Raw genomic sequence first — 21,494 nt, forward strand, 5'->3', positions numbered from 1 at the left:
CGTCATTCCGTTGCCGAAGTCCTTGGTCCGTGGCACCATTGCCTCCTGAATCCCGTCAGGGTTTTTCTCGTTGAGATGAAAACTATTCTCACGCGACGAAAACGTCAAACAGGACAACATCACAAATGAGTCACGAACCGCTGCTGCTGGGTATCGATGCCGGGGGAACCTCCACCAGAGCGGTGCTCACGGACCTGCGCGGGGAGTGCCTCGGCTACGGCGTCGGCGGCCGCGGCAACCCGGTCTCCGCCGGTGCGGAGCGGGCAGCCGACGGGGTACTGGATGCCGCCGCCGCCGCGCTCTCCGCGATGCGGCGCTCGCTGTCCGACGTCTCGCTGATCGCGCCGGCGATGGCGGGCATGCGCGCTGCCGGCAGTCCGGACTGGCTGATGGATCGCCTGGTCGCCGAAGGCTTCACCGGTCGCCTCGTGTTCGAGTCCGATCTGCTGGCCACGTACTTCAGCGGCGCAGCGGATGCGTTCGGCTACGCGATGGTCTCGGGCACCGGCGCCTGCGTCATCCGGGTGCGCGACGGGCGGATCGACGGCACCGGCGACGGCCTCGGCTGGCTGCTGGGAGATCGCGGCAGCGGGTTCTGGATCGGCGCCGAGATCGCCCGCGCGGCCGTGGTGGACCTGGATGGCACAGGACCTCGCACGGCGCTGACGGACTCCGTGCTCGCCCATCACGGCCTCGCGCGCACCGGCGTGCGCACCGCCGGCCGCTGGCTGGAACTCGAGGAGCTCGTGAGTGCGCTCTACGCGCATCCGCCCATCGAACTGGCCGGGCTCGCGCCGTTCGCCTTCGAGTTCGCGCGGACGGATGCCGTGGCCGCGGGCATCCTCGCCGAAGCCGGCGAGCACCTGGCCGACACGCTCTCCGCCAACCTGCAGGGCCCTGGCCCCCTGGTGATCGGCGGCAGCGTGCTGTCGCGCAGCGGCCCGGTGCGCGACGCATTCCTGGCACGGCTCGGCGACGCGGCAGACGGCCTGGCGATGCGATCGGTCGGCGACGGGGCGGTCGGGGCGGCGATGCTCGCGATCCGCGCGGCCGGCGGCGAACCGGATGCGGAGACGCTGGCGCGGCTGAGCGAGACCGTGGCTGCGTTCCGCTGAGGCTGCCTGCGCGTCGGCGGCATCGGTCCGGGATCCACCGGCCGGTAGACTGGGCTGTCTATGAATCCTGAAGCCCTCGCCGCAGCCGTCCTCGCCGTCCTGACGCCCATCGCGGCGTCGCTGCGACCCTCCGAGGACCTCGGGGTGACGGCATCCGACATCGTGCTGGACCGCCCGCGCAACCGCGATCACGGCGACTGGTCCACCAACATCGCGATGCGGCTGGCGAAGCGCCTCGGCACGAACCCGCGCGAGCTCGCGCAGCGCATCGCCGATGCGCTCGCCGACGTGGACGGCATCGCCGCCGTCGACGTCGCGGGCCCCGGCTTCATCAACATCCGACTGGACGCGGCCGCCGCGGGCGCGCTGGCGAAGACCATCGTCGAGGCGGGCGCCGCGTTCGGCACCAACGACTCCCAGCAGGGCGTCTCGGTCAACGTCGAGTTCGTGTCGGCCAACCCCACCGGGCCCCTGCACATCGCGCACACCCGGTGGGCCGCGCTGGGCGACTCGATCGTGCGCCTGCTGCTGGCCAGCGGGGCCGACGCAGTGCGCGAGTACTACATCAACGACGCCGGAGCCCAGATGGAGCGCTTCGCGAACTCCGTGCTGGCGGCGGCCAAGGGCGAGCCCACGCCGGAGGGCGGCTACCCGGGCGCGTACATCGACGAGCTCGCGCAGCGCGTACTCGAAGCGCACCCCGGACTGCTGGACCTGCCGGCCGACGAGCAGCTTGTGGTGGCCCGCGACCAGGCGTACGAGTACCAGCTGGCCGAGATCAAGAGCTCCCTGGCGCGCTTCAACGTGCCCTTCGACGTGTGGTTCTCGGAGCGCACTCTGCACGCCGCGGGCGAGGACGGCTCTCCGAGCCTGGTCGACCAGGCCGTCGACCGCCTGCGCGAGCAGGGTCACGTCTTCGACCAGGACGACGCCGTCTGGGTGCGCACCTCGACCTTCGGCGACGACAAGGACCGCGTCATCCGGCGATCCAACGGCGAGTACACCTATTTCGCCGCGGATGCCGCGTACTACCTGAACAAGGGCGACCGCGGCTACCAGAACAAGATCTACCTGCTCGGCGCCGACCACCACGGCTACGTGAACAGGCTCAAGGCCATCGCCGGCGCCGCAGGCGAGGACCCCGAGAAGAACATCCAGGTGCTGATCGGCCAGATGGTCTCCATCAACGGCGCGCGGCTGAGCAAGCGCGCGGGCAACATCATCGAGATGGACGACCTGCTGAACTGGCTGGGCGCCGACGCGCTCCGGTACTCGCTGGAGCGGTCTCCCGCCGACTCGCCGCTGGATCTGGATCCGGAGCTGCTGCAGAAGCGCACCAACGACAACCCGGTGTTCTACGTGCAGTACGCGCACGCCCGCACGCACAATGTCGCACGCAACGCGGCGGACTCGGGCGTGGATCGCTCCGAGTTCGCCCCCGAGCTGCTCGTTCACGAGACCGAGGGCGCGCTGCTGGGCGCCCTGCAGGAGTTCCCGCGGATCGTCGCCTTCGCGGCATCCGTTCGCGAGCCGCACCGCATCGCCCGCTACCTGGAGGAGCTCGCGGGGCTCTACCACCGCTGGTACGACAGCTGCCGCGTCATCCCGCAGGGCGACGACCCCATCGAGAGCGTGCACCGCACCCGACTGTGGCTGAACGACGCCGCAGGCCAGGTGCTGCGCAACGGACTGGAGCTGCTGGGCGTCTCGGCGCCCGAGCGGATGTGAGATGACCGGCTCCGAGGTACGGCCTGCGCGACGGCGCAGACGCTGGCCATGGGTTCTCGGCATCTCAATCGTGCTGATCGGCGGGCTGCTGGTGGCTGCCGAGGCGGCCGCCCGCTCCATCGTCCCGGGGATCGTCAGAGCCGCGGTGCTCACGGCCGCTCATCTTCCGGCCAGTCAAGAGCTGGATGTGGAGGTCCCCGGTCTACTCGTGCCGCAGCTGATCACCGGCCGCCTCGGCGAGGTGCGCCTGTCGTCGGATGCTGTGACCGTGGACGGCGTCACGGGCGCGATCGACGCGACCGTCGCCGGCGTGCCGCTCGGCGACGGGCCGCTCGGCGCGGTGAAGGGATCGCTCACCATCGGCCAGGACTCCTTCGGGCAATTGCTGAAGGGTGCCGCCATCCCCGTGACCGGCGTCGCACTGCAGGCGCCGGACGCGACCGTCCAGGGCGAGGTCAGCGTGTTCGGCCGCGCGATCCCGATCGGGCTCACGGTCACACCCGGCATCCAGGACGGCGACGTGCTGCTGACTCCGGTGTCCGCGAGCCTCGCCGGCGCGCAGGTCGATCTGCAGCGCCTGGCGGCCACGTTGGGCGGCCTCGGCCAGACGCTCGCGGCACCACAGCGCCTGTGCATTGCCGATCGGTTGCCGAAGGGCGTGACGCTCTCAGGGCTGCGCGTCGAAGGACGGCAGGCCGTGGTGGACTTCACCGCCGACGGACGCATCACCGTCGACGCGGCGCTGCGCGCGAACGGCTCCTGCCCGCGCTGATCACGGCTCCCGCGGCCCGCCGTCCCCGTCGTGACGGGCCTCGCGCAGAGCGGCCGTCGCCGTGCGGACATCCTCCTCAGCGAGGCGCACCGCGGCATCCGCGAGTGTCGTGGCGCCGAACCGGGACGCCACGCGGTCGTGCTCCTCGTGCACGGACTCCACGATGAACGCGATCGCCAGCAGGATCACCTGCGTGGACAGGTTCAGCCACAGCAGCAGCGCCAGCAGCGACGCGAACGACGCCAGCAGCGGATTCATCCTGGCGCCCCCGACGAAGAGCCCGGACAGCTCCTGCAGCACCAGCAGCGCGACCCCGCCCAGTGCGGCACCTGACCACAGCGCCCGAGCAGAGGCCTGCATGCCGGAGAGCATGCGGAACGCGGCGGCGATCAGCACGGCGTTCAGCACCAGCACGACCAGGACCGAGACGACGCGCACGGTCCACGTCACGAGGGCGGAGCCAGGCGCCATCCCCGTGACACCTGCGACGCCGGCCACGACGGCTTCCCCCGCCAGAGTCAGGGCGGCGGCGCCTGCGAACGTCACCGCGATGATCACCGCGAGCAGGACGTTGCGCAGGATCACGCGGTACCAGGCGACGTCGGTTCGCGCCGTGCCGGCCAGGGAGCGGATCGAGATGCGCAGCGAGCCGATCGCTCCCAGCGCGGCGCCGATGAGTCCGACCAGCGAGATGATCCCGGTGATCGACAGCCCGGCGGGCGCGCGGATGTCGTCCAGGTCGACGATGCCCTGACCGCCCGGCGTGCGCAGCAGACCGGGCACGGCGGTGTCGATCGCGCGCACGACGGCCTCCCACGCGGCGTCGTCCCGCGACAGCCACAGCGCCGCAGCCGAGAATCCCAGCAGGACGGCGGCGAACACACTGAACAGCGCACGGTAGGTCACCGCATCGGCGAGCACGGGACCGTGGCGCGCGGCATAGCGCAGCGCTGCGCGCACCAGCCGCCAGTGCAGCAGCCGCGCTGTCACCGCACCGATGGTGCGCGCGATGAGTCCTGGCTGCTCGGAATCCGGTCGTCCGCTCATCCGGCCACCCTAGTCAAAGCACGGAACATGACCGAAGGGGCTTGCGCCGATGACCTAGAATCGGGGCAACCTCGCCGTGCGCTCCGGCGCCCGAGAACCCGTCCCACGATTGGCGCTCTGTGCATTCAGCTGTAACCTCGCCCGCCCCCGACTGGCTGGTCGTCCCCGACGACGCCAACGACCTGGTTCCCGCCGTCTGGCCGGCGTCGGTCGCGCGCACCTCCGAGGGAGAGCTCAGCATCGGCGGAATCGCCGCCGGAGCGCTCGTGCGGGAGTACGGCACGCCGCTGCAGGTGCTCGACGAGGGCGAAGTGCGCCGTCGGGCGGCAGCCACCCGCTCCGCGTTCGACGCGGCCGCGGAGGAGCACGGCACCACGGCTCGCGTGTACTACGCGGGCAAGGCGCTGCTGAACACCACCATCGTGCGCTGGGTGATGGACGAGGGTCTGAACGTCGACGTGTGCACCGGCGGCGAGCTCGAGGTCGCGCTGGCGGCCGGAGCGGATGCCGGACGGCTGGGCTTCCACGGCAACAACAAGTCCACCGCCGAGCTGGAGCGCGCCGTCGAAGTCGGCGTCGGCACGATCATCATCGACAGCGCGCTGGAGATCGAGCGGCTGGCGGCGATCGTGTCCCGCACGGGGACGATGCAGCGGGTCATGCTGCGCGTCAACAGCGGTGTGCACGCCGAGACCCACGATTTCCTGGCGACCGCGCACGAGGATCAGAAGTTCGGCACGCCCCTGGATGCTGCGGCCGCGCTCGTCGCACGCATCCGCGAGATCGACGGGCTCGCATTCGTGGGACTGCACTGCCACATCGGCTCGCAGATCTTCGGCGTCGCCGGCTTCCGCGAGTCGGCGGGGCGCGTGCTCGACCTGCACGAGCAGCTGCTGGCCGGCGGTGATGTCCCGCAACTGAACCTGGGCGGCGGGTTCGGCATCGCGTACACCCGCGCCGACACCCCCGAGGCGATCGAGACCCTCGCCCAGGGGATCGTGGCCGCTGTCGCCGAGGGATGCGCGGCGCGCGGCATCCGCATCCCCGCCCTGTCCTTCGAACCGGGCCGGGCCATCGTCGGCAATGCCGGCGTGACGCTGTACGAGGTCGGCACGATCAAGGACGTCGCCCTCGAGAACGGCTCCCGGCGCTACATGAGCGTGGACGGCGGCATGAGCGACAACGCCCGCCCTGCGCTGTACGGCGCCCAGTTCTCCGCACGCCTGGCCTCCCGCCAGGGAGCGGGCGAACCCGTGCTGGTGCGCGTGGTCGGCAAGCACTGCGAGTCCGGCGACATCGTCGTCGACCACGAGTACCTGCCCGACGACGTCGTGCCAGGCGACCTGCTGGCCGTCCCCGCCACGGGCGCGTACTGCGCTCCGCTGTCCAGCAACTACAACCACGTGCCGCGCCCGCCGATCGTCGCCGTGCACGACGGCGCATCCCGCGTGATCGTGCGGGGCGAGACCATCGCCGACCTGCTGGGCCGCGACGCCGGCATCGAGCGGTGACGCGGCTCATTCCGTGGGCGCTCGCGCCCGCCATCAGACTTGACCACCCCCGTGCGTGAGGAGCGCAGATGACTGAGTACCGACGACTTCGCGTGGCACTGCTGGGAGCCGGCGCGGTGGGATCCCAGGTGGCCGCGCTCCTGCTGAAGCACGGCGACGAGCTCGCCGACCGCGCGGGCGCCCGGCTGGAGCTGGCGGGCATCGCCGTGCGCAACCCCGACGCTCCGCGCGATGTGGAGCTGCCGCGCGAGCTGTTCACCACCGATGTGGAGCCCCTGATCACCGGCGCCGACATCGTGATCGAGCTGATGGGCGGGATCGAGCCCGCCCGCTCGCACATCCTGCTGGGCCTGGGCTCCGGCGCCGACGTGGTCACCGCCAACAAGGCGCTGCTGGCCACGCACGGCCCGGAGGTGTTCGAGGCCGCCGACCGCGTCGGCGCCTCGGTGTATTACGAGGCCGCCGCCGCCGGCGCCATCCCCATCATCCGCCCGCTGCGGGACTCGCTCGCCGGTGACCGCGTGGTGCGCATCATGGGCATCGTGAACGGCACGACCAACTACATCCTCGACCGGATGGACGGCGAGGGCGCGGACTTCGCCGATGTGCTGGCCGACGCCCAGCGCCTGGGCTACGCCGAAGCCGACCCCACGGCGGATGTCGAGGCCTACGACGCCGCGCAGAAGGCGGCGATCCTGGCGTCCCTGGCCTTCCACACCACCGTCCCGCTGGATGCCGTGCACCGCGAGGGCATCACCACGATCACCGCCGACATGATCCACCAGGCCCGCGACGCCGGCTTCGTGATCAAGCTGCTGGCGGTCTGCGAGCGCCTGCACGAGGACGGCGGCGAGCAGATCTCGGTGCGCGTGTATCCGGCGCTGGTTCCGCGTGAGCATCCGCTGGCCTCGGTGCACGGCGCCAACAACGCCGTCTTCGTCGAGGCGGAGGCCGCGGGATCGCTGATGTTCTACGGCGCCGGCGCCGGCGGGATGCAGACGGCATCCGCGGTGCTGGGCGATGTCGTCTCCGCCGCACGCCGCCACATGGCCGGCGGCACGGGCGTGGGCGAGTCGACCCGCGCGAATCTCCCCATCGTCTCGATCGGGCACGTCACCACCCGCTACCAGATCACGCTCGAGGTCGCCGACCGTCCCGGCGTGCTGGCGAAGATCGCCCTGCTGCTCAGCGAGGGCGGCGTGTCGATCGCCACCCTCGTGCAGACCGCGATCCCCACCGGATCGGGGGAGCGCAGCACCGCGCGAGTGGTCATCGGCACCCACCGCGCGGCGGACAGCGCACTGAGCGAGGCCGTCGAGCGGCTCACCGGCAGCGATGTCGTCGAGCACGTCGTCTCAGTGCTGCGCGTCGAGGGGGAGTAGCCGTGCCCGTCACCCTCGTCCCCGCGGACATGGAGCCCGTGGTCGGGGACACACCCGATGTCGACGGCGCGCTGCGCACCGTCACGGTGACGGTCCCCGCCACCAGCGCCAACCTCGGCCCCGGCTTCGACACGCTGGGGCTGGCGCTGAGCATCTACGACACGCTCACCGCCTCCTCGTTCGACGATGATCGCCTCGACGTGTCGGTGTCAGGCTCCGGCGCCGACAGCATCCCGACCGATGCGACCAACCTCGTCGTGCGCTCCATCGCGCACGTCTACGAGGACGTCGGCCGGCGGATGCCGGGACTGCGGCTGCACGCCCTCAACGGCGTGCCGCACGGGAGAGGGCTGGGATCCTCCGGCGCTGCGGTCTCCGCCGGCATCCTGATCGCCAAGGGTCTGCTGGCGGGCGACGTCGACCTCGAGGACCACGACCTGCTGCGCCTGGCCACCGAGCTCGAGGGCCACCCCGACAACGTGGCGCCGGCACTGTTCGGCGGGCTCACCATCGCCTGGATGGGCGATCACGGGCCGCTGCACAAGAAGCTGCTCGTGCACCGCGGCGTGGCGCCGCTGGTGTTCGTGCCGGGCTTCACGATGTCCACCTCGCTGGCGCGCTCGCTGGCTCCTCTGCAGGTGCCCCGTGAGGATGCCGTGTTCAACGTCTCGCGGTCGGCGCTGCTGGTCGCGGCGCTCACGCAGAGCCCCGAGCTGATGCTGGACGCCACCGCCGACAGGCTGCACCAGGCGTACCGCGGCGCGGCCATGCCCGAGACGCTGCGGCTCGTGCAGGCGCTGCGTGCCGAGGGCTTCGCGGCGGTCGTCTCCGGCGCCGGACCCAGCGTCCTGGTGCTGGCCGACGGGCCCGGGACGCGCAAGCGTGCGGTCGACGTGGCGGATGCCGTCACGGAAACTCCGTGGGACGCGCACATGCTCGCAGTGGATGTGCGTGGTGGTACGATCAGAGACAGAGCAGAGGGCTCCACGTAACTTCGTGAATCTGGCCCCTTCGCACTTCTGCGAAATCCGCACGCGATCCCCAGCACCATCCAGGTGCTGGCAGGCAGGCGCTCAGCGTCGGCGCGTGTGAACCGCTCAGCTTCTGCTGTGCACTCTCTGGATTGCTCATTTCCCACGACATATGAGGGAGTACTCGTGGAGAACATCTCCGAGACCCAGAACGACAACCAGGCCGCCGAGGCGGCCGCGCCCGAGAAGGCTCCGGCGCGCAAGCGCGCGCCCCGGCGGGCGACCACCGCGTCGGCCGCCGCTGCCGCGTCGGCTGTGACCGAGACGGCTCCGGCCGAGGCTTCCGCTGCGGCCGCCCCGGCCGCGGAGACCGCCCCGGCTGCGGACGAGAAGCCGAAGGCGCCCCGCCGCACGCGTGCCAAGAAGGCGGATGCCGAGACGCTCGACATCCCCACCGCCGCGGCTCCTGCGGCGGACTCGACGCCGGCATCCGAGTCCGCTCCGGCATCCGACTCCGCTCCGGCATCCGACTCCGCCGAGGCTCCGGCGAAGCCCGCCCGCAAGCGCGCCTCGCGCGCGGCGGGCAAGGGCGCCGACGATGCGACCGCGGAGAAGTCCGCGGAGGCCGCAGCCGAGCAGCCCACTGCCGAGCAGGCATCCGACGCGACGGATGCTCCCGCGAAGCGCCCCGCGCGCCGTCGCGGTGCCAAGGCCGAGGCCGCTGCGGAGGGCGACGCCTCCTCCGAGGCGAAGGATTCCGGCGAGAAGGCCGAGCACGCCGACAAGCAGGCCTCGCACGACGAGAACACCTCCGACTCCGAGGGCTCCTCGGACGGCGAGGGCTCCGGCCGCAGCCGCAGCCGTAACCGCAGCCGCAGCCGCGGTCGTGGTGGCAAGGGCGAGAGCGGCAACGGCCAGAACGGCCAGGGCAACGGCCACGGCGGGCAGGACAACGGCCACGGCGACGACGAGCAGGGCTCCGGCCGCAGCCGTCAGCGCAACAAGCGCCGTGGCGGCGGCAACCAGAACGCCGACGAGTTCGAGACCGAGATCGGCGAGGATGACGTGCTGATCCCGATCGCCGGCATCCTCGACGTGCTGGACAACTACGCCTTCGTGCGCACCACCGGCTATCTCGCCGGCGCGAGCGACGTGTACGTCTCGCTGGGGCAGGTCAAGAAGTACAACCTGCGCAAGGGCGACGCGATCGTCGGCGCCATCAAGCAGCCTCGCGAAGGCGAGCAGCAGGGCCGTCAGAAGTACAACGCGCTGGTGAAGGTCGACTCCATCAACGGCCTCTCGCCCGAGGACGCCGGCACTCGCGTCGAGTTCGGCAAGCTCACCCCGCTGTACCCGCAGGAGCGCCTGCGCCTGGAGACCGCGCCCGAGAAGCTCACCCAGCGCATCATCGACCTGGTCGCCCCGATCGGCAAGGGCCAGCGCGGCCTGATCGTCGCGCCGCCCAAGGCCGGCAAGACCATCGTGCTGCAGCAGATCGCGAACGCCATCGCGCAGAACAACCCCGAGGTGCACCTGATGGTCGTGCTCGTGGACGAGCGGCCCGAAGAGGTCACCGACATGCAGCGCACCGTCAAGGGCGAGGTCATCGCGTCGACCTTCGACCGTCCGGCCGAGGACCACACCACGGTCGCCGAGCTGGCCATCGAGCGCGCCAAGCGCCTGGTGGAGCTGGGCCGCGACGTGGTCGTGCTGCTGGACTCGATCACCCGCCTGGGCCGCGCGTACAACATCTCCACCCCGGCCTCAGGGCGCGTGCTGACCGGTGGTGTGGACGCCGCGGCGCTGTACCCGCCCAAGCGCTTCTTCGGCGCCGCGCGCAACATCGAGAACGGCGGCTCGCTGACCATCCTCGCCACGGCGCTGGTCGAGACCGGCTCCAAGATGGACGAGGTCATCTTCGAGGAGTTCAAGGGCACCGGCAACAGCGAGCTGCGCCTGTCGCGCGCTCTCGCCGACAAGCGCATCTTCCCGGCCGTGGACGTGAACGCGTCCAGCACCCGTCGCGAGGAGATGCTGCTCTCGGCCGACGAGGTCAAGATCACCTGGAAGCTGCGTCGTGCGCTCGCGGGCCTGGACCCGCAGCAGGCGCTGGAGGTCGTGCTGGGCAAGCTCAAGGAGACCAGCTCGAACGTCGAGTTCCTCTTCCAGATGCAGAAGTCCATTCCTGCGCCCACCTCGACCGGATCGTCGCACGCGCACGAGAACAGCATCCGCTGATCCTGCTCGGGGCTGAATCGTGTTCGAGTCCGTCCAGGCTCTGATCGACGAGCATCGCCGGGTGCAGGAGGAGCTCTCCGACCCGGCGGTGCACGCCGATGCCGCGCGCGCCAAGCGCGTGAACCGGCGCTATGCCGAGCTGTCGCGCATCGTCACCGCCCACGAGGCGTGGGTGGCGGCGGGTGAGGACCTGGATGCCGCTCGCGAGCTCGCCCACGAGGACGAGGCGTTCGCCGCCGAGATCCCCGGGCTCGAGGCGGGACTGCACGAGGCCACCGAGAAGCTGCGGCGACTGCTCATCCCGCGCGATCCCGACGACGCCCGCGACGTGATCATGGAGATCAAGGCGGGGGAGGGCGGCGCCGAGTCGGCGCTGTTCGCCGCCGACCTGCTGAGGATGTACATCCAGTACGCCGCGCACCAGGGCTGGAAGACCGAGCTGCTCGAGCGCAACGAGTCCGACCTCGGCGGCTACAAGGATGTGCAGGTCGCCATCAAGGGCTCGTCCTCCGACCCGTCGCAGGGCGTGTGGGCGCACCTGAAGTACGAGGGCGGCGTGCACCGCGTGCAGCGGGTGCCCGCCACCGAGTCGCAGGGTCGCATCCACACCTCCACGACCGGCGTGCTGGTCTTCCCCGAGGTCGACGAGCCCGAGGAGATCCAGATCGACCAGAACGATCTGAAGATCGACGTGTACCGCTCGTCCGGACCCGGCGGGCAGTCCGTGAACACCACCGATTCCGCCGTGCGCATCACGCACCTGCCGACCGGCATCGTCGTGTCCATGCAGAACGAGAAGTCGCAGCTGCAGAACCGCGAGGCCGGCATGCGCGTGCTGCGCGCCCGGCTGCTGGCCCGCCAGCAGGAGGAGCTGGCGGCTGCGGCATCCGACGCCCGCAGATCGCAGATCCGCGGCATGGACCGCTCCGAGCGCATCCGCACGTACAACTTCCCCGAGAACCGCATCGCCGACCACCGCACCGGCTACAAGGCGTACAACCTCGATCAGGTGATGGACGGCGCGCTGGACCCGATCATCGAGTCCTGCATCCAGGCCGACGAGACCGAGCGCCTCGCCGCCCTCGGCTCCTGACTCGCAGAGCCCGCAGCGCCGAAAGCCCGTCTATTTGCGTCGAATGTTGCGAATCGGCGGATTCTGCGAACGTTTGGCGCGAATAGACGGTCCTTGTGGATAACCGCTGACGCCCCTCGACAGAAATTGGCACAGTGGACGCGTGCCGACGCCCGACGATCTGCCCGCCCTGCTGCCAGGTTCCTTCGCTGTCGCCGAAGCACGGGCAGCCGGGGTCTCTCGCACACGGCTCGACGCCGCTGATCTCGAGCGCCGCTTTCACGGAGCACGTATCCGTGTGGAGCCGCTCGAAGGTGATGAAGACTCCGTGTCTGAGTGGGTGGCCAAGTCGCGGGCCATCGATCGTGACATTCTGGCGTACACACCGGTGATGCCGCCGCGGACATTCTTCTGCGGACCCACGGCTGCTCATCTGCTCGGGATACCGCTTCCTCCGCGGATCGACGGCACACTCCACGTCGGCACGTGGCGGCCGAGACGTGCTCCAGAGCGGCCGGGTGTGCAGGGTCATCAGTTCACGCCCGGATTCGTCAAGGTGATGAGTCTGGGCGCGGCGCGAGTGACGGACCCCGCGAGCACTTGGGCGTCTCTCGGGAGCATGCTCTTCGAAGACGAGCTGGTCGCAGCAGCGGATGCGGTGATCCGTATTCCCCGCTATCCGGGCGGGTTCCAGGAGGTCGATCAGACCCCGTTGGCCACCATCGCGGATCTTCGCCGGGTCACGGAGCGAAAGGGTCGTCCAGGTGCGCCTCGCTTGCGGCGCGCGCTCGAACTCGCCCGCAACGGCGCTTCGTCGCCTCCGGAGACGCAGATCAGGCTGATCATCCACGACGCGGGCTTGCCGGAGCCGGTACTGGACTTCGATGTCCGTGCCGTCAATGGGAGTTTCCTCGGGTGCAGCGAGTTGGCGTACCCCGAGCTGCGCATTGCCATCGAGTACGAGAGCGACGGACATCTCACGCGGGAGCAGCTGCAGCGCGACATCGACAAGTACCAGGACTATGCCGAGGCCGGGTGGATTGTCGTGCGACTCACGTCCCAGCACGTCTACCGTGACCGCGCCGAGGCGGTGCGTCGCATCCGCGTCGCCCGTGCTGCGGCGCAGCGTCGCTAGAGACCGTCTATTCGCGCCGAATGTGGCCGAATCGGGGCGGGATGCAGCATTCGGCGCATATAGACGGGCCTTCCGCCGGGTCAGATCATGTAGTCGGGAGCGGACAGCAGAGCCTTCACGCTCTCGTCGGCGTCGCGGGGGCGCGCCTTGGCCGGCATCCCGACCAGCACGCTGTCCGGGGGAGCATCGCGGGTCACGACGGCGTTCGCGCCGACGACGGAGCGCGCGCCGATCACCACAGGACCGAGGATCTTCGCGCCGGCGCCGACGGCCACGCCGTCCTGCAGGGTCGGATGCCGTTTGCCATGATCCCTGGTGCGACCGCCCAGCGTCACGCCGTGGTACAGCATCACGTCGTCGCCGACCTCGGCGGTCTCGCCGACCACCACGCCCATGCCGTGGTCGACGAAGAAGCGACGTCCGATCACCGCGCCCGGGTGGATCTCGATGCCGGTCAGCCACCGGGTCACCTGCGAGCCCAGCCGGGCCGGGAAGCGCAGCCCGCGCACCCACAGCGCGTGCCAGACGCGGTGCGCCCAGATCGCGTGCAGGCCCGGGTACAGCAGTGCCACCTCCAGGCCGCTGCGGGATGCCGGATCCCGCCGACGCGCGGCGCTGACGTCCTCGCTCATCCGGGAGAGGATGCCCATCGCCGGGGTCAGTCCTTCGGCTTCTCGCGCGGCTTGTCGCGCAGGTCCTCGAACAGGGCCGTGGAGATGTACCGCTCGCCGGTGTCGGGGACGATCGCCACGACGGTCTTGCCCGCGTTCTCGGGGCGCTCGGCGACCTTCAGCGCGGCCCACACGGCGGCGCCGCTGGAGATGCCCACCAGCAGGCCCTCCTTCGCAGCCAGGTCGCGTGCGGTGCGCAGCGAGTCCTCGTACTCGACGGGGAGGATCTCATCCAGCACGTCGCGGTCCAGCACGTCGGGCACGAAGCTCGGGCCGATGCCCTGGATGCGGTGGGGTCCGGGGCGACCCTCACTGAGCACGGGGGAGTCCTTCGGCTCGACGGCCACGATCTGCACGTCCGGCTTGACGGCCTTCAGAGCCTGCCCGACACCGGTGATGGTGCCGCCGGTGCCGGTGCCCGCGACCACGATGTCGACCTTCCCGTCGGTGTCGCGCAGGATCTCCTGCGCAGTGGTCTCGCGGTGGATGCGCGGGTTGGCCTCGTTCTCGAACTGGCGCACCCATACGGCGCCGGGGTTCTCGGCGATGATGCCCTTGAGCACCTCGATGGAGCCCGGCATGCCCTTGTGCGGGTCGGTCAGCACCAGCTCGGCGCCGAACGCGCGCAGCAGCACGCGGCGCTCCTTCGACAGCGACGCGGGCATGGTGATGATCACGCGGTACCCGCGGGCGGCGCCCACCATCGCCAGCGCGATGCCGGTGTTGCCGCTGGTGGCCTCCACGATCGTGCCGCCGGGCTTGAGCTCGCCCGACGCCTCCGCGGCGTCGACCATGGCGATGCCGGTGCGGTCCTTCACGCTCGACGCCGGGTTGTAGAACTCCAGCTTCGCCAGCACCGTGGCGTTCAGCCCCTCGGTGACGCGATTGAGCCGCACCAGCGGGGTGTTGCCGACGGCGGTGGTGATGTCGGAGTGGATGCCGGCCATGGGCGGGCCTTTCGTCGAGGATGTCGCAGATTCAGCGTGCCCAGCCTACGGCGTGCGCCTTTCAGCACGGTCGAATATGACCCGCGGCGACGACGCCTACGCTGGGAGGATGCCCGAATCGCTCTCCGCGCTCCTGCGCGCCACGGCCCAGCAGCTCGCCGACGCGGGGCTCACCGACCCCGTCGTCGATGCGGAGCTGCTGATCGGCCACGTGCTGGGTCTGGGGCGGGGCGAGCTGCAGGCGGCGGCTATCCGAGGAGATCGCATCGAGCAGGCGGATGCCGAGAGGCTGGCCGCGCTGGCGGCACGACGCGCCACCCGTGAACCGCTGCAGCACATCACCGGCACCGCGCCGTTCCGGCAGTTGGAGCTGGCCGTGGGGCCCGGGGTCTTCATCCCCCGTCCGGAGACCGAGATGGTGGTGCAGATGGCCATCGACGCGCTGATGGAGAGCGCCTCGCCGTCGCCGGTCGCGATCGACCTCGGCACCGGCAGCGGTGCGATCGCCCTGGCCATGGCCACCGAGGTCCCTCGCGCCCGTGTGTTCGCCGTGGAGCGCTCGCCCGAGGCGCACGCGTGGGCCGCGCGCAACACCGTGGATGCCGAGAATCTCACCCTGGTCCTCGGCGATCTGGCCACGGCCTTCGATGAGCTCCGCGGTACGGCATCCGTCGTCATCTCCAACCCGCCGTACGTTCCCGCTTCACAGATCCCCTCCGATCCGGAGGTGCACCTGTACGACCCCGTCCAGGCGCTGTACGGCGGCGAGGACGGGCTGGACGTGATCCGCGTGATCAGCCGCCGGGCGCAGGAGCTGCTGCATCCGGGCGGGATGCTGGTGCTCGAGCACGCCGAGCACCAGGGCGCCGCCATCCGCGAGCTGCTGCACGCCGACGGCTGGCGCTCCACCGCCACGCACGAGGACCTCACCCGGCGCGACCGCGCCACCACGGCGCTGAACCGCTGATCGTCACCCTCACCGCGGGTGCAGAACCCGCCACCGTAGAATGAGCAGGCCATGTCTACTGTCTTCGATTGCCGCGACCAGGACGAGCTCCTCGCCGGCATGCGCAACGCGCGGGCGGCCATCGCCCGCGGCGAGCTGATCGTCATCCCCACCGACACCGTGTACGGCATCGCCGCCGACGCCTTCTCACCCGCCGCCGTGCAGCGGCTGCTGGATGCGAAGGGACGCGGACGGGAGATGCCGCCGCCGGTGCTCGTGGCGAGCCAGCAGATGGTCGCGGCCCTGGTCGAGTCGATCCCGGATGCCGTGCAGAAGCTCATCGACGCGTTCTGGCCCGGCGGACTGACCATCGTGCTGCCCGCGCAGCCGTCGCTCACCTGGGACCTGGGGGAGACCAAGGGCACCGTCGCCGTGCGCATGCCCGACCGCCGGGTGGCGCTGGAGCTGCTGGCCGAGACGGGTCCGCTGGCCGTCTCCAGTGCGAACCTCACCGGACGCGACGCGGCGATCATCGCCTCGGATGCGAAGAGGATGCTCGGCGACTCCGTCGCGGTGTATCTCGAGGAGGGATACGTCGAGCGCGGCATCCCGTCCACCATCGTCGATGCCACCTCGCTCGTCGAGGCGGGCGAGGGTCAGGCTCCGCTGGTCCGCATCCTGCGCGACGGCGTGATCACCCGCGAGCAGCTCGAAGAGGTGCTCGGAGACCTGCTGGAGCCCGCCGAGAAGCCGGGCGACGTCGAACCGGATGCCGGCGACGCCGAAGCCGTGAGCGCCGAGCCCGGCGGAGACCCGGTCGACCAAGAGTGAAGCAGTATCTGTTCACCTTCATCCTCACCGCCGCGGTCACCTTCATGCTGACGTGGGCGGTGTGGCGGCTGAGCATGAAGTTCAAGCTCTACCCGGGCATCCGCGAGCGCGACGTGCACAAGACGCCCAAGCCGAGGCTGGGCGGCGTGGCGATGCTCATCGGCATCGCGAGCGCGATCCTCGTCTCCGCAGCGAACCCGTTCTTCGAGCGGATGTGGGTGCCGCCGCAGACGCTGTGGTCGATCCTGGGCGCCACGCTGCTGATCGCGGCGGTGGGCGTGATCGACGACCTGTGGGATCTGGACTGGATGATCAAGCTGGCCGCGCAGTTCCTGGCCGCCGGAATCATCACCGCCGGCGGGGGACTGCAGGTGCTCTCGCTGCCGGTGGGCGACATGATCCTCGTCTCGCCGTGGCTGAGCATCTCGATCACGATGGTGGCCATCGTCGTCGTCATGAACGCGGTCAACTTCATCGACGGGCTGGACGGACTGGTGGCCGGCGTCTGCCTGATCGCCAACGGCATCTTCTTCGTGTACTCGTACATCCTCACCCGCGACTCCGGCGCCACCAGCTACTTCAACCTGGCCACCTTCCTGGCCGCGGTGCTCATCGGCGCCTGCGCCGGTTTCCTGCCGTTCAACTGGAGCCCCGCCAAGATCTTCATGGGCGATTCCGGAGCGCTGGTGCTGGGGCTGCTGATGGCCACCTCCGCCATCGCCGTGACCACGCAGGGCGACGTGAACGCGTTCGACCCCGAGAAGTTCGGCCGCTCGCAGCTGGTGGGAGCGTTCATCCCGATCGTCCTGCCGCTGGTGATCGTGAGCCTGCCGCTGCTGGACTTCGGCCTGGCGGTCTTCCGTCGCATGCGCGCCGGCAAGTCGCCCTTCGCTCCGGATCGCAAGCACCTGCACCACCGGATGCTGGACCTGGGCCACCGCGATCGCGGCGCGGTGCTGGTGTTCTACGCGTGGACCGCCGTGATCTCGCTCGGCGTGCTGCTGATGTACATCGGCACCAGGCAGGATTGGCCGGGCGGATACATCGCCGGCATCGTGTTCGGCGCGATCGGCACCGTCGCCTGCGTGGTGGTCACCCTCACCCCGCCGGGCCGGCGGCCGCGTGGCGCCCGCGGAGCCGCCGTCGCACCCGAGCAGCCCTCGTCTCCCGCACACCCGAGCACCTTGGAGCCCCGATGAACAAGAGCACCGTCTCCAGCACCCCGATCCTGCGAGGCACCCTGATCTGGTCCGCCGCGGTGGCCGCCGTCCTGGCGCTGATCGCCGCGGGCATCGGCTTCGCGGTCGCGGGCACGAACGGTCTGTGGAGCGGCCTGATCGGCGTGCTGCTGTCGTTCCTGTTCCTCGGCATCACCGCCGCCAGCATCCTGTTCGCCAACCGCTGGTTCGGGGATCCGCTGTACGTGCCGATCTTCTTCGGCATCGTGCTGGGCGGCTGGCTGGTCAAGCTCGGCGTGTTCGTCGTGCTGATGATCGTCCTGCGGGGCCAGCCGTGGGTGGCCCCGCAGGTGTTCTTCATCTCCATCGTCGCCGGCGTGATCTTCTCGCTGGTGGTGGATGCCCAGGTCGTGATGCGAATGCGGCTGCCCAACGTCAGCGACATCGAGCTTCCCTCGCAGGCGCCGGACGAGGACGCGTCGTGAGCGGCGCTCAGGGTTTGCTAAGCTGGTGAAGTCCCCGCCGGCCGAGTGGTGATCTTCGCAGGGCGCACCGCCGTGGGTGACGATCATCCGTCCCTGCGCACCGGCTTTGTTCTCGGTGCCGAGAAGCTGGAGCCGCAACGTTGACTCAGGCCGTGTCATTCCTCGTCGCCGCGACTGAGGGTCCGACGTTCCATCCACCGGCGATCGATGAGTTCTTCCCGGCCGTTCTGCTCTTCCACGGCACGCCGTTCGAGTTCACGCGCATCAACCTCGCGCAGCTGATCGCGACGGCCGCGCTCGTGCTGATCTTCTGGCTCGGATCGCGGCGGATGAAGCTGGTCCCCGGCCGCTTCCAGAGCATCGTCGAGATGGGCTTCGGCTTCGTCCGCGGCAACATCGCGCACGACCTGCTGGGCCGCAAGGACGGCGACCGGTACCTGCCGATCCTCATGACCATGTTCTTCATGATCCTGTTCATGAACCTCACGGGCATCGTCCCCGGCATCAACATCGCCGGAACCTCGATCATCGCCGTCCCGCTGCTGCTGGCGATCGTGTCGTACATCACCTTCATCTACGCCGGACTGCGGAAGGGGCCGAAGCACTTCGTCAAGAACTCGCTGTTCCCCTCGGGCATCCCGGTGTTCCTGGTGTGGTTCGTCGCGATCCTCGAGTTCCTCTCGACCTTCATCATCCGTCCGGTCACGCTCACCCTGCGTCTGCTGATGAACATGATCGTCGGCCACCTGATGCTGGTGCTGTTCTTCGTGGCGACGGACTTCTTCCTCTTCGGCCTGAGCGGCTGGTGGTCGGCGCTCGGCGTCTTCACCGGCGCGTTCGGTCTCGCATTCACCCTGTTCGAGGTCCTCGTGGCCGTCCTGCAGGCATACATCTTCGCCGTCCTGACTGCGGTCTACATCCAGCTCGCAGTCGCCGAAGAGCACTAAGGGGACAGGCCTCCGCCTGCCCACCAATTGAAAGGAAAAACCCCGTGGACGCAACTACGGTTCTCGCAGCTGTCAACGGCTCGATCGCGACGGTCGGCTACGGCCTCGCCGCCATCGGCCCGGCCATCGGCATCGGCATCGTCGTCGGCAAGACGATCGAGGGCGTGGCCCGTCAGCCCGAGCTGGCCGGCCGCCTGCAGGTCCTGATGTGGATCGGTATCGCCTTCACCGAGGCCCTGGCCTTCATCGGCATCGCCACCGGCTTCATCTTCGGCTACAACTGATCCGCCACCCCGAGACGTAAGGAGACAGGATGCTGAACGCTCTTGTCGTTGTGGCTGCCGAGCAGGCAGAGCGCAACCCCCTGATTCCGGGGCTCCCCGACTTGGTGTGGGGCACGATCTGCTTCCTCATCATCCTCGTGGTGTTCTGGAAGGTCGCCATCCCGAAGCTGACCGCGATGCTCGACGAGCGCGCGGCGGCCATCGAGGGCAACATCGCCAAGGCCGACGAGGCGCAGAAGCAGGCCGAGGCCGCGCTGGAGGAGTACACCCGCCAGCTCGCCGAGGCGCGCACCGAGGCCGGGCAGATCCGCGATGCCGCCCGTGAGGACGGCAAGAAGATCGTCGCCGAGGCCAAGGATGCAGCCCAGCTCGAGGCCACCCGCATCAGCACGGCTGCGCACACGCAGATCGAGGCCGAGCGCCAGGCCGCGTTCGTCTCGCTCCGCAGCGAGGTGGGCACTCTCGCCCTCGACCTCGCCGGCGGAGTCGTGGGGGAGACCCTGGGCGATGACAAGCGCGCGACGGTTGTCGTGGACCGGTTCCTCGCCGACCTCGAGAAGGCGGAGTAATGGGCAGCGCGACCACTCAGGCACTCGCGGCATCGGCTCAGGCGCTTGCCGCGACGAAGGACCTGAACCTCGACAGTGCGGCCGAGCTGTTCTCAGCCGCCCGCGCGCTCGGGGAGTCGGCCCAGCTGAGCGGCGCGCTCGCTGATCCCACGGCACCTGCGCAGGCACGCACTGCTCTGGTCGCGAGCGTCTTCAGCGGGGCATCCGCTCCGGTGAGGTCATTGCTGACCGCGGTCGCCGGGGAGCGCTGGTCCAGCGCGTCCGACCTCGTGGACGGGGTGGAGGAGCTCGCGATCCGCGCGGCTGCTGTCGCCGGCGCGAAGGACGACGTCGCGGGCGAGCTGTTCGGCTTCTCCCGAGTCGTCGCCGCGAATCCGGAGCTCGAGCTCGCGCTCGGCAGCCGGCTGGGCGATGCACCGGCGAAGGCCGAGCTCGTCCAGCAGGTCCTCGGCTCCCAGGTCTCGCCGGCCACGGTGCTGATCGCCTCCTCGCTCGTGCGCCAGTCGCGCGAGCGCCGGGTGCGCCAGCTGTTCAGCCGCGCCATCGACATCGTCTCCGCGCAGGCGGGACGCACGGTCGCGACCGTCTACACGGCCGCGCCCATCGCCGCCGCGCAGCAGACCCGTCTTCGTGACGCTCTGGCTCGCCGTTATGGGGGAGAGATCTCCATCAACCAGGTGATCGACCCCGAGGTCATCGGAGGACTGCGCGTGCAGATCGCCGATGACGTCATCGACGGCAGCATCTCCGCCCGCCTCGCAGAGCTCCGCCAGAAGCTCGCGAGCTGACACAGACTGGCGCGGGGAACCGCGCTCACCAGACACACAAAGGGAAGACAATGGCAGAACTATCGATCAGCCCCGACGTCATCCGTGACGCGCTGAAGAATTTCGCAGCCGCCTACGAGCCCACCGGCGCCGTCGCGACCGAGGTCGGCACCGTCATCGACGCAGCCGACGGCATCGCGCACGTCGAGGGACTGCCGGGCGTCATGGCCAACGAGCTCGTCACCTTCGCCGACGGCACCAAGGGCCTCGCGCTGAACCTCGACGAGCACGAGATCGGCGTGGTCGTCCTCGGCGACTTCACCGGCATCGAGGCCGGCCAGGAGGTCACCCGCACCGGCGAGGTCCTCTCGGTCCCGGTCGGCGACGGCTACCTGGGTCGCGTCGTCGACCCGCTGGGCAACCCCATCGACGGACTCGGCGCCATCGCCACCGACGGCGTGCGCGAGCTCGAGCTGCAGGCGCCCGGCGTCATGCAGCGCAAGTCCGTGCACGAGCCCATGCAGACCGGCGTGAAGGCCATCGACGCGATGATCCCCGTCGGCCGCGGCCAGCGCCAGCTGATCATCGGCGACCGCCAGACCGGCAAGACGGCCCTGGCGATCGACACGATCATCAACCAGAAGGCCAACTGGGAGTCGGGTGACGTCAACAAGCAGGTCCGCTGCATCTACGTCGCCATCGGCCAGAAGGGCTCGACCATCGCCTCGGTGAAGGGCGCGCTCGAGGACGCCGGCGCTCTGGAGTACACCACGATCGTGGCCGCTCCGGCTTCCGACCCCGCCGGCTTCAAGTACCTCGCCCCGTACACCGGCTCGGCCATCGGCCAGCACTGGATGTACGACGGCAAGCACGTGCTGATCGTCTTCGACGACCTGTC

Annotated in this window: 20 protein-coding genes and 1 pseudogene; 18 read left to right on the top strand and 3 right to left on the bottom strand. The window is 69.9% G+C overall.

Annotated elements, in window-relative coordinates:
• Nucleotides 1-125 precede the first annotated feature (125 nt).
• The 3 genes from Q0568_RS14345 to Q0568_RS14355 are packed head-to-tail and all read left to right on the top strand — an operon-like array spanning nt 126 to nt 3,615.
• A complete protein-coding gene (locus Q0568_RS14345; protein ID WP_298867679.1) occupies nt 126-1,115 on the top strand; it encodes an N-acetylglucosamine kinase in 990 nt (329 codons plus the stop codon).
• A 60-nt stretch (nt 1,116-1,175) separates the two neighbouring features.
• Nucleotides 1,176-2,843 (top strand): arginine--tRNA ligase, encoded by a 1,668-nt coding sequence (gene argS, locus Q0568_RS14350; RefSeq protein WP_298867681.1) that lies wholly within the window; start codon nt 1,176-1,178, stop codon nt 2,841-2,843.
• Between the two features lies 1 nt (nt 2,844).
• Nucleotides 2,845-3,615, top strand: a complete 771-nt coding sequence (locus tag Q0568_RS14355; protein ID WP_298867683.1) for a DUF2993 domain-containing protein — start codon at nt 2,845-2,847, stop codon at nt 3,613-3,615.
• Here Q0568_RS14355 and Q0568_RS14360 read toward each other — a convergent pair whose 3' ends face one another.
• Nucleotides 3,616-4,662, bottom strand: a complete 1,047-nt coding sequence (locus Q0568_RS14360; protein WP_298867685.1) for a YhjD/YihY/BrkB family envelope integrity protein — start codon at nt 4,660-4,662, stop codon at nt 3,616-3,618. It lies immediately after the preceding gene.
• A 119-nt stretch (nt 4,663-4,781) separates the two neighbouring features.
• Here Q0568_RS14360 and lysA point away from each other — a divergent pair, with 119 nt between their 5' ends.
• The 6 genes from lysA to Q0568_RS14390 all read left to right on the top strand — a co-directional run bounded on the left by lysA (nt 4,782) and on the right by Q0568_RS14390 (nt 12,971).
• Entirely contained in the window at nt 4,782-6,173 is a 1,392-nt protein-coding gene (gene lysA, locus Q0568_RS14365; RefSeq protein ID WP_298867687.1) for a diaminopimelate decarboxylase, read from the top strand.
• A 68-nt stretch (nt 6,174-6,241) separates the two neighbouring features.
• The gene (locus Q0568_RS14370; RefSeq protein ID WP_298867689.1) at nt 6,242-7,555 is read left to right on the top strand and encodes a homoserine dehydrogenase; all 1,314 of its coding nucleotides are present in this window, start codon (nt 6,242-6,244) and stop codon (nt 7,553-7,555) included.
• Nucleotides 7,556-7,584: 29 nt separating this feature from the next.
• On the top strand, nt 7,585-8,547 hold the full coding sequence (gene thrB / locus Q0568_RS14375) for a homoserine kinase (RefSeq protein WP_298867719.1): 963 nt from the start codon (nt 7,585-7,587) through the stop codon (nt 8,545-8,547).
• A gap of 165 nt (nt 8,548-8,712) precedes the next feature.
• Nucleotides 8,713-10,764: a transcription termination factor Rho gene (rho, locus tag Q0568_RS14380; protein WP_298867691.1), complete on the top strand. Its 2,052-nt coding sequence runs from the start codon at nt 8,713-8,715 to the stop codon at nt 10,762-10,764.
• A gap of 19 nt (nt 10,765-10,783) precedes the next feature.
• Nucleotides 10,784-11,857 carry a peptide chain release factor 1 gene (gene prfA / locus Q0568_RS14385; RefSeq protein ID WP_298867693.1) on the top strand — a complete coding sequence of 358 codons (1,074 nt, stop codon included), beginning with the start codon at nt 10,784-10,786 and terminating at the stop codon, nt 11,855-11,857.
• Between the two features lie 142 nt (nt 11,858-11,999).
• Nucleotides 12,000-12,971, top strand: a complete 972-nt coding sequence (locus Q0568_RS14390; RefSeq protein WP_298867695.1) for a hypothetical protein — start codon at nt 12,000-12,002, stop codon at nt 12,969-12,971.
• 80 nt (nt 12,972-13,051) lie between these two features.
• Here Q0568_RS14390 and epsC read toward each other — a convergent pair whose 3' ends face one another.
• Together epsC and cysK are read right to left on the bottom strand one after the other, a co-directional pair.
• Entirely contained in the window at nt 13,052-13,621 is a 570-nt protein-coding gene (epsC, locus tag Q0568_RS14395) for a serine O-acetyltransferase EpsC (protein WP_298867697.1), read from the bottom strand.
• 8 nt (nt 13,622-13,629) lie between these two features.
• The gene (gene cysK / locus Q0568_RS14400) at nt 13,630-14,589 is read right to left on the bottom strand and encodes a cysteine synthase A (protein WP_298867699.1); all 960 of its coding nucleotides are present in this window, start codon (nt 14,587-14,589) and stop codon (nt 13,630-13,632) included.
• A gap of 109 nt (nt 14,590-14,698) precedes the next feature.
• Between cysK and prmC the strand changes: the two genes are divergently transcribed.
• The 9 genes and pseudogenes from prmC to Q0568_RS14445 form a co-directional block, all read left to right on the top strand.
• A complete protein-coding gene (gene prmC / locus Q0568_RS14405) occupies nt 14,699-15,556 on the top strand; it encodes a peptide chain release factor N(5)-glutamine methyltransferase (protein ID WP_298867701.1) in 858 nt (285 codons plus the stop codon).
• Nucleotides 15,557-15,607: 51 nt separating this feature from the next.
• Nucleotides 15,608-16,366, top strand: coding sequence for an L-threonylcarbamoyladenylate synthase (locus tag Q0568_RS14410; RefSeq protein WP_298867703.1), 759 nt, complete (start codon nt 15,608-15,610; stop codon nt 16,364-16,366).
• Nucleotides 16,363-17,565 carry an MraY family glycosyltransferase gene (locus Q0568_RS14415; RefSeq protein ID WP_298867705.1) on the top strand — a complete coding sequence of 401 codons (1,203 nt, stop codon included), beginning with the start codon at nt 16,363-16,365 and terminating at the stop codon, nt 17,563-17,565. The genes Q0568_RS14410 and Q0568_RS14415 overlap by 4 nt, the downstream gene beginning before the upstream one ends.
• Complete coding sequence (locus Q0568_RS14420; RefSeq protein WP_298867707.1) at nt 17,562-18,029, top strand: hypothetical protein; 468 nt, start codon at nt 17,562-17,564, stop codon at nt 18,027-18,029. Before Q0568_RS14415 ends, Q0568_RS14420 begins: the two co-directional genes overlap by 4 nt.
• Nucleotides 18,030-18,181: 152 nt before the next feature.
• Entirely contained in the window at nt 18,182-18,976 is a 795-nt protein-coding gene (gene atpB / locus Q0568_RS14425; protein ID WP_298867710.1) for a F0F1 ATP synthase subunit A, read from the top strand.
• A gap of 44 nt (nt 18,977-19,020) precedes the next feature.
• The gene (atpE, locus tag Q0568_RS14430) at nt 19,021-19,260 is read left to right on the top strand and encodes an ATP synthase F0 subunit C (protein WP_298867712.1); all 240 of its coding nucleotides are present in this window, start codon (nt 19,021-19,023) and stop codon (nt 19,258-19,260) included.
• Nucleotides 19,261-19,289: 29 nt separating this feature from the next.
• On the top strand, nt 19,290-19,829 hold the full coding sequence (locus Q0568_RS14435) for a F0F1 ATP synthase subunit B (protein ID WP_298867715.1): 540 nt from the start codon (nt 19,290-19,292) through the stop codon (nt 19,827-19,829).
• The gene (locus Q0568_RS14440; protein WP_298867717.1) at nt 19,829-20,617 is read left to right on the top strand and encodes a F0F1 ATP synthase subunit delta; all 789 of its coding nucleotides are present in this window, start codon (nt 19,829-19,831) and stop codon (nt 20,615-20,617) included. The genes Q0568_RS14435 and Q0568_RS14440 overlap by 1 nt, the downstream gene beginning before the upstream one ends.
• 50 nt (nt 20,618-20,667) lie before the next feature.
• A pseudogene (locus Q0568_RS14445) lies at nt 20,668-21,494 on the top strand (F0F1 ATP synthase subunit alpha); the annotation flags it as partial.

Origin of the sequence: uncultured Microbacterium sp. (assembly GCF_937927635.1) — a bacterium.
Taxonomy (GTDB): domain Bacteria; phylum Actinomycetota; class Actinomycetes; order Actinomycetales; family Microbacteriaceae; genus Microbacterium.

Coding starts and splice junctions, on each gene's coding strand:
- argS (WP_298867681.1), top strand. CDS start 1,176: ATGAATCCTGAAGCCCTCGCCGCAGCCGTCCTCGCCGTCCTGACGCCC.
- Q0568_RS14355 (WP_298867683.1), top strand. CDS start 2,845: ATGACCGGCTCCGAGGTACGGCCTGCGCGACGGCGCAGACGCTGGCCA.
- Q0568_RS14345 (WP_298867679.1), top strand. CDS start 126: ATGAGTCACGAACCGCTGCTGCTGGGTATCGATGCCGGGGGAACCTCC.
- prmC (WP_298867701.1), top strand. CDS start 14,699: ATGCCCGAATCGCTCTCCGCGCTCCTGCGCGCCACGGCCCAGCAGCTC.
- Q0568_RS14410 (WP_298867703.1), top strand. CDS start 15,608: ATGTCTACTGTCTTCGATTGCCGCGACCAGGACGAGCTCCTCGCCGGC.
- Q0568_RS14420 (WP_298867707.1), top strand. CDS start 17,562: ATGAACAAGAGCACCGTCTCCAGCACCCCGATCCTGCGAGGCACCCTG.
- Q0568_RS14435 (WP_298867715.1), top strand. CDS start 19,290: ATGCTGAACGCTCTTGTCGTTGTGGCTGCCGAGCAGGCAGAGCGCAAC.
- epsC (WP_298867697.1), bottom strand. CDS start 13,621: ATGGGCATCCTCTCCCGGATGAGCGAGGACGTCAGCGCCGCGCGTCGG.
- thrB (WP_298867719.1), top strand. CDS start 7,585: ATGGAGCCCGTGGTCGGGGACACACCCGATGTCGACGGCGCGCTGCGC.
- Q0568_RS14360 (WP_298867685.1), bottom strand. CDS start 4,662: ATGAGCGGACGACCGGATTCCGAGCAGCCAGGACTCATCGCGCGCACC.
- Q0568_RS14370 (WP_298867689.1), top strand. CDS start 6,242: ATGACTGAGTACCGACGACTTCGCGTGGCACTGCTGGGAGCCGGCGCG.
- cysK (WP_298867699.1), bottom strand. CDS start 14,589: ATGGCCGGCATCCACTCCGACATCACCACCGCCGTCGGCAACACCCCG.
- Q0568_RS14440 (WP_298867717.1), top strand. CDS start 19,829: ATGGGCAGCGCGACCACTCAGGCACTCGCGGCATCGGCTCAGGCGCTT.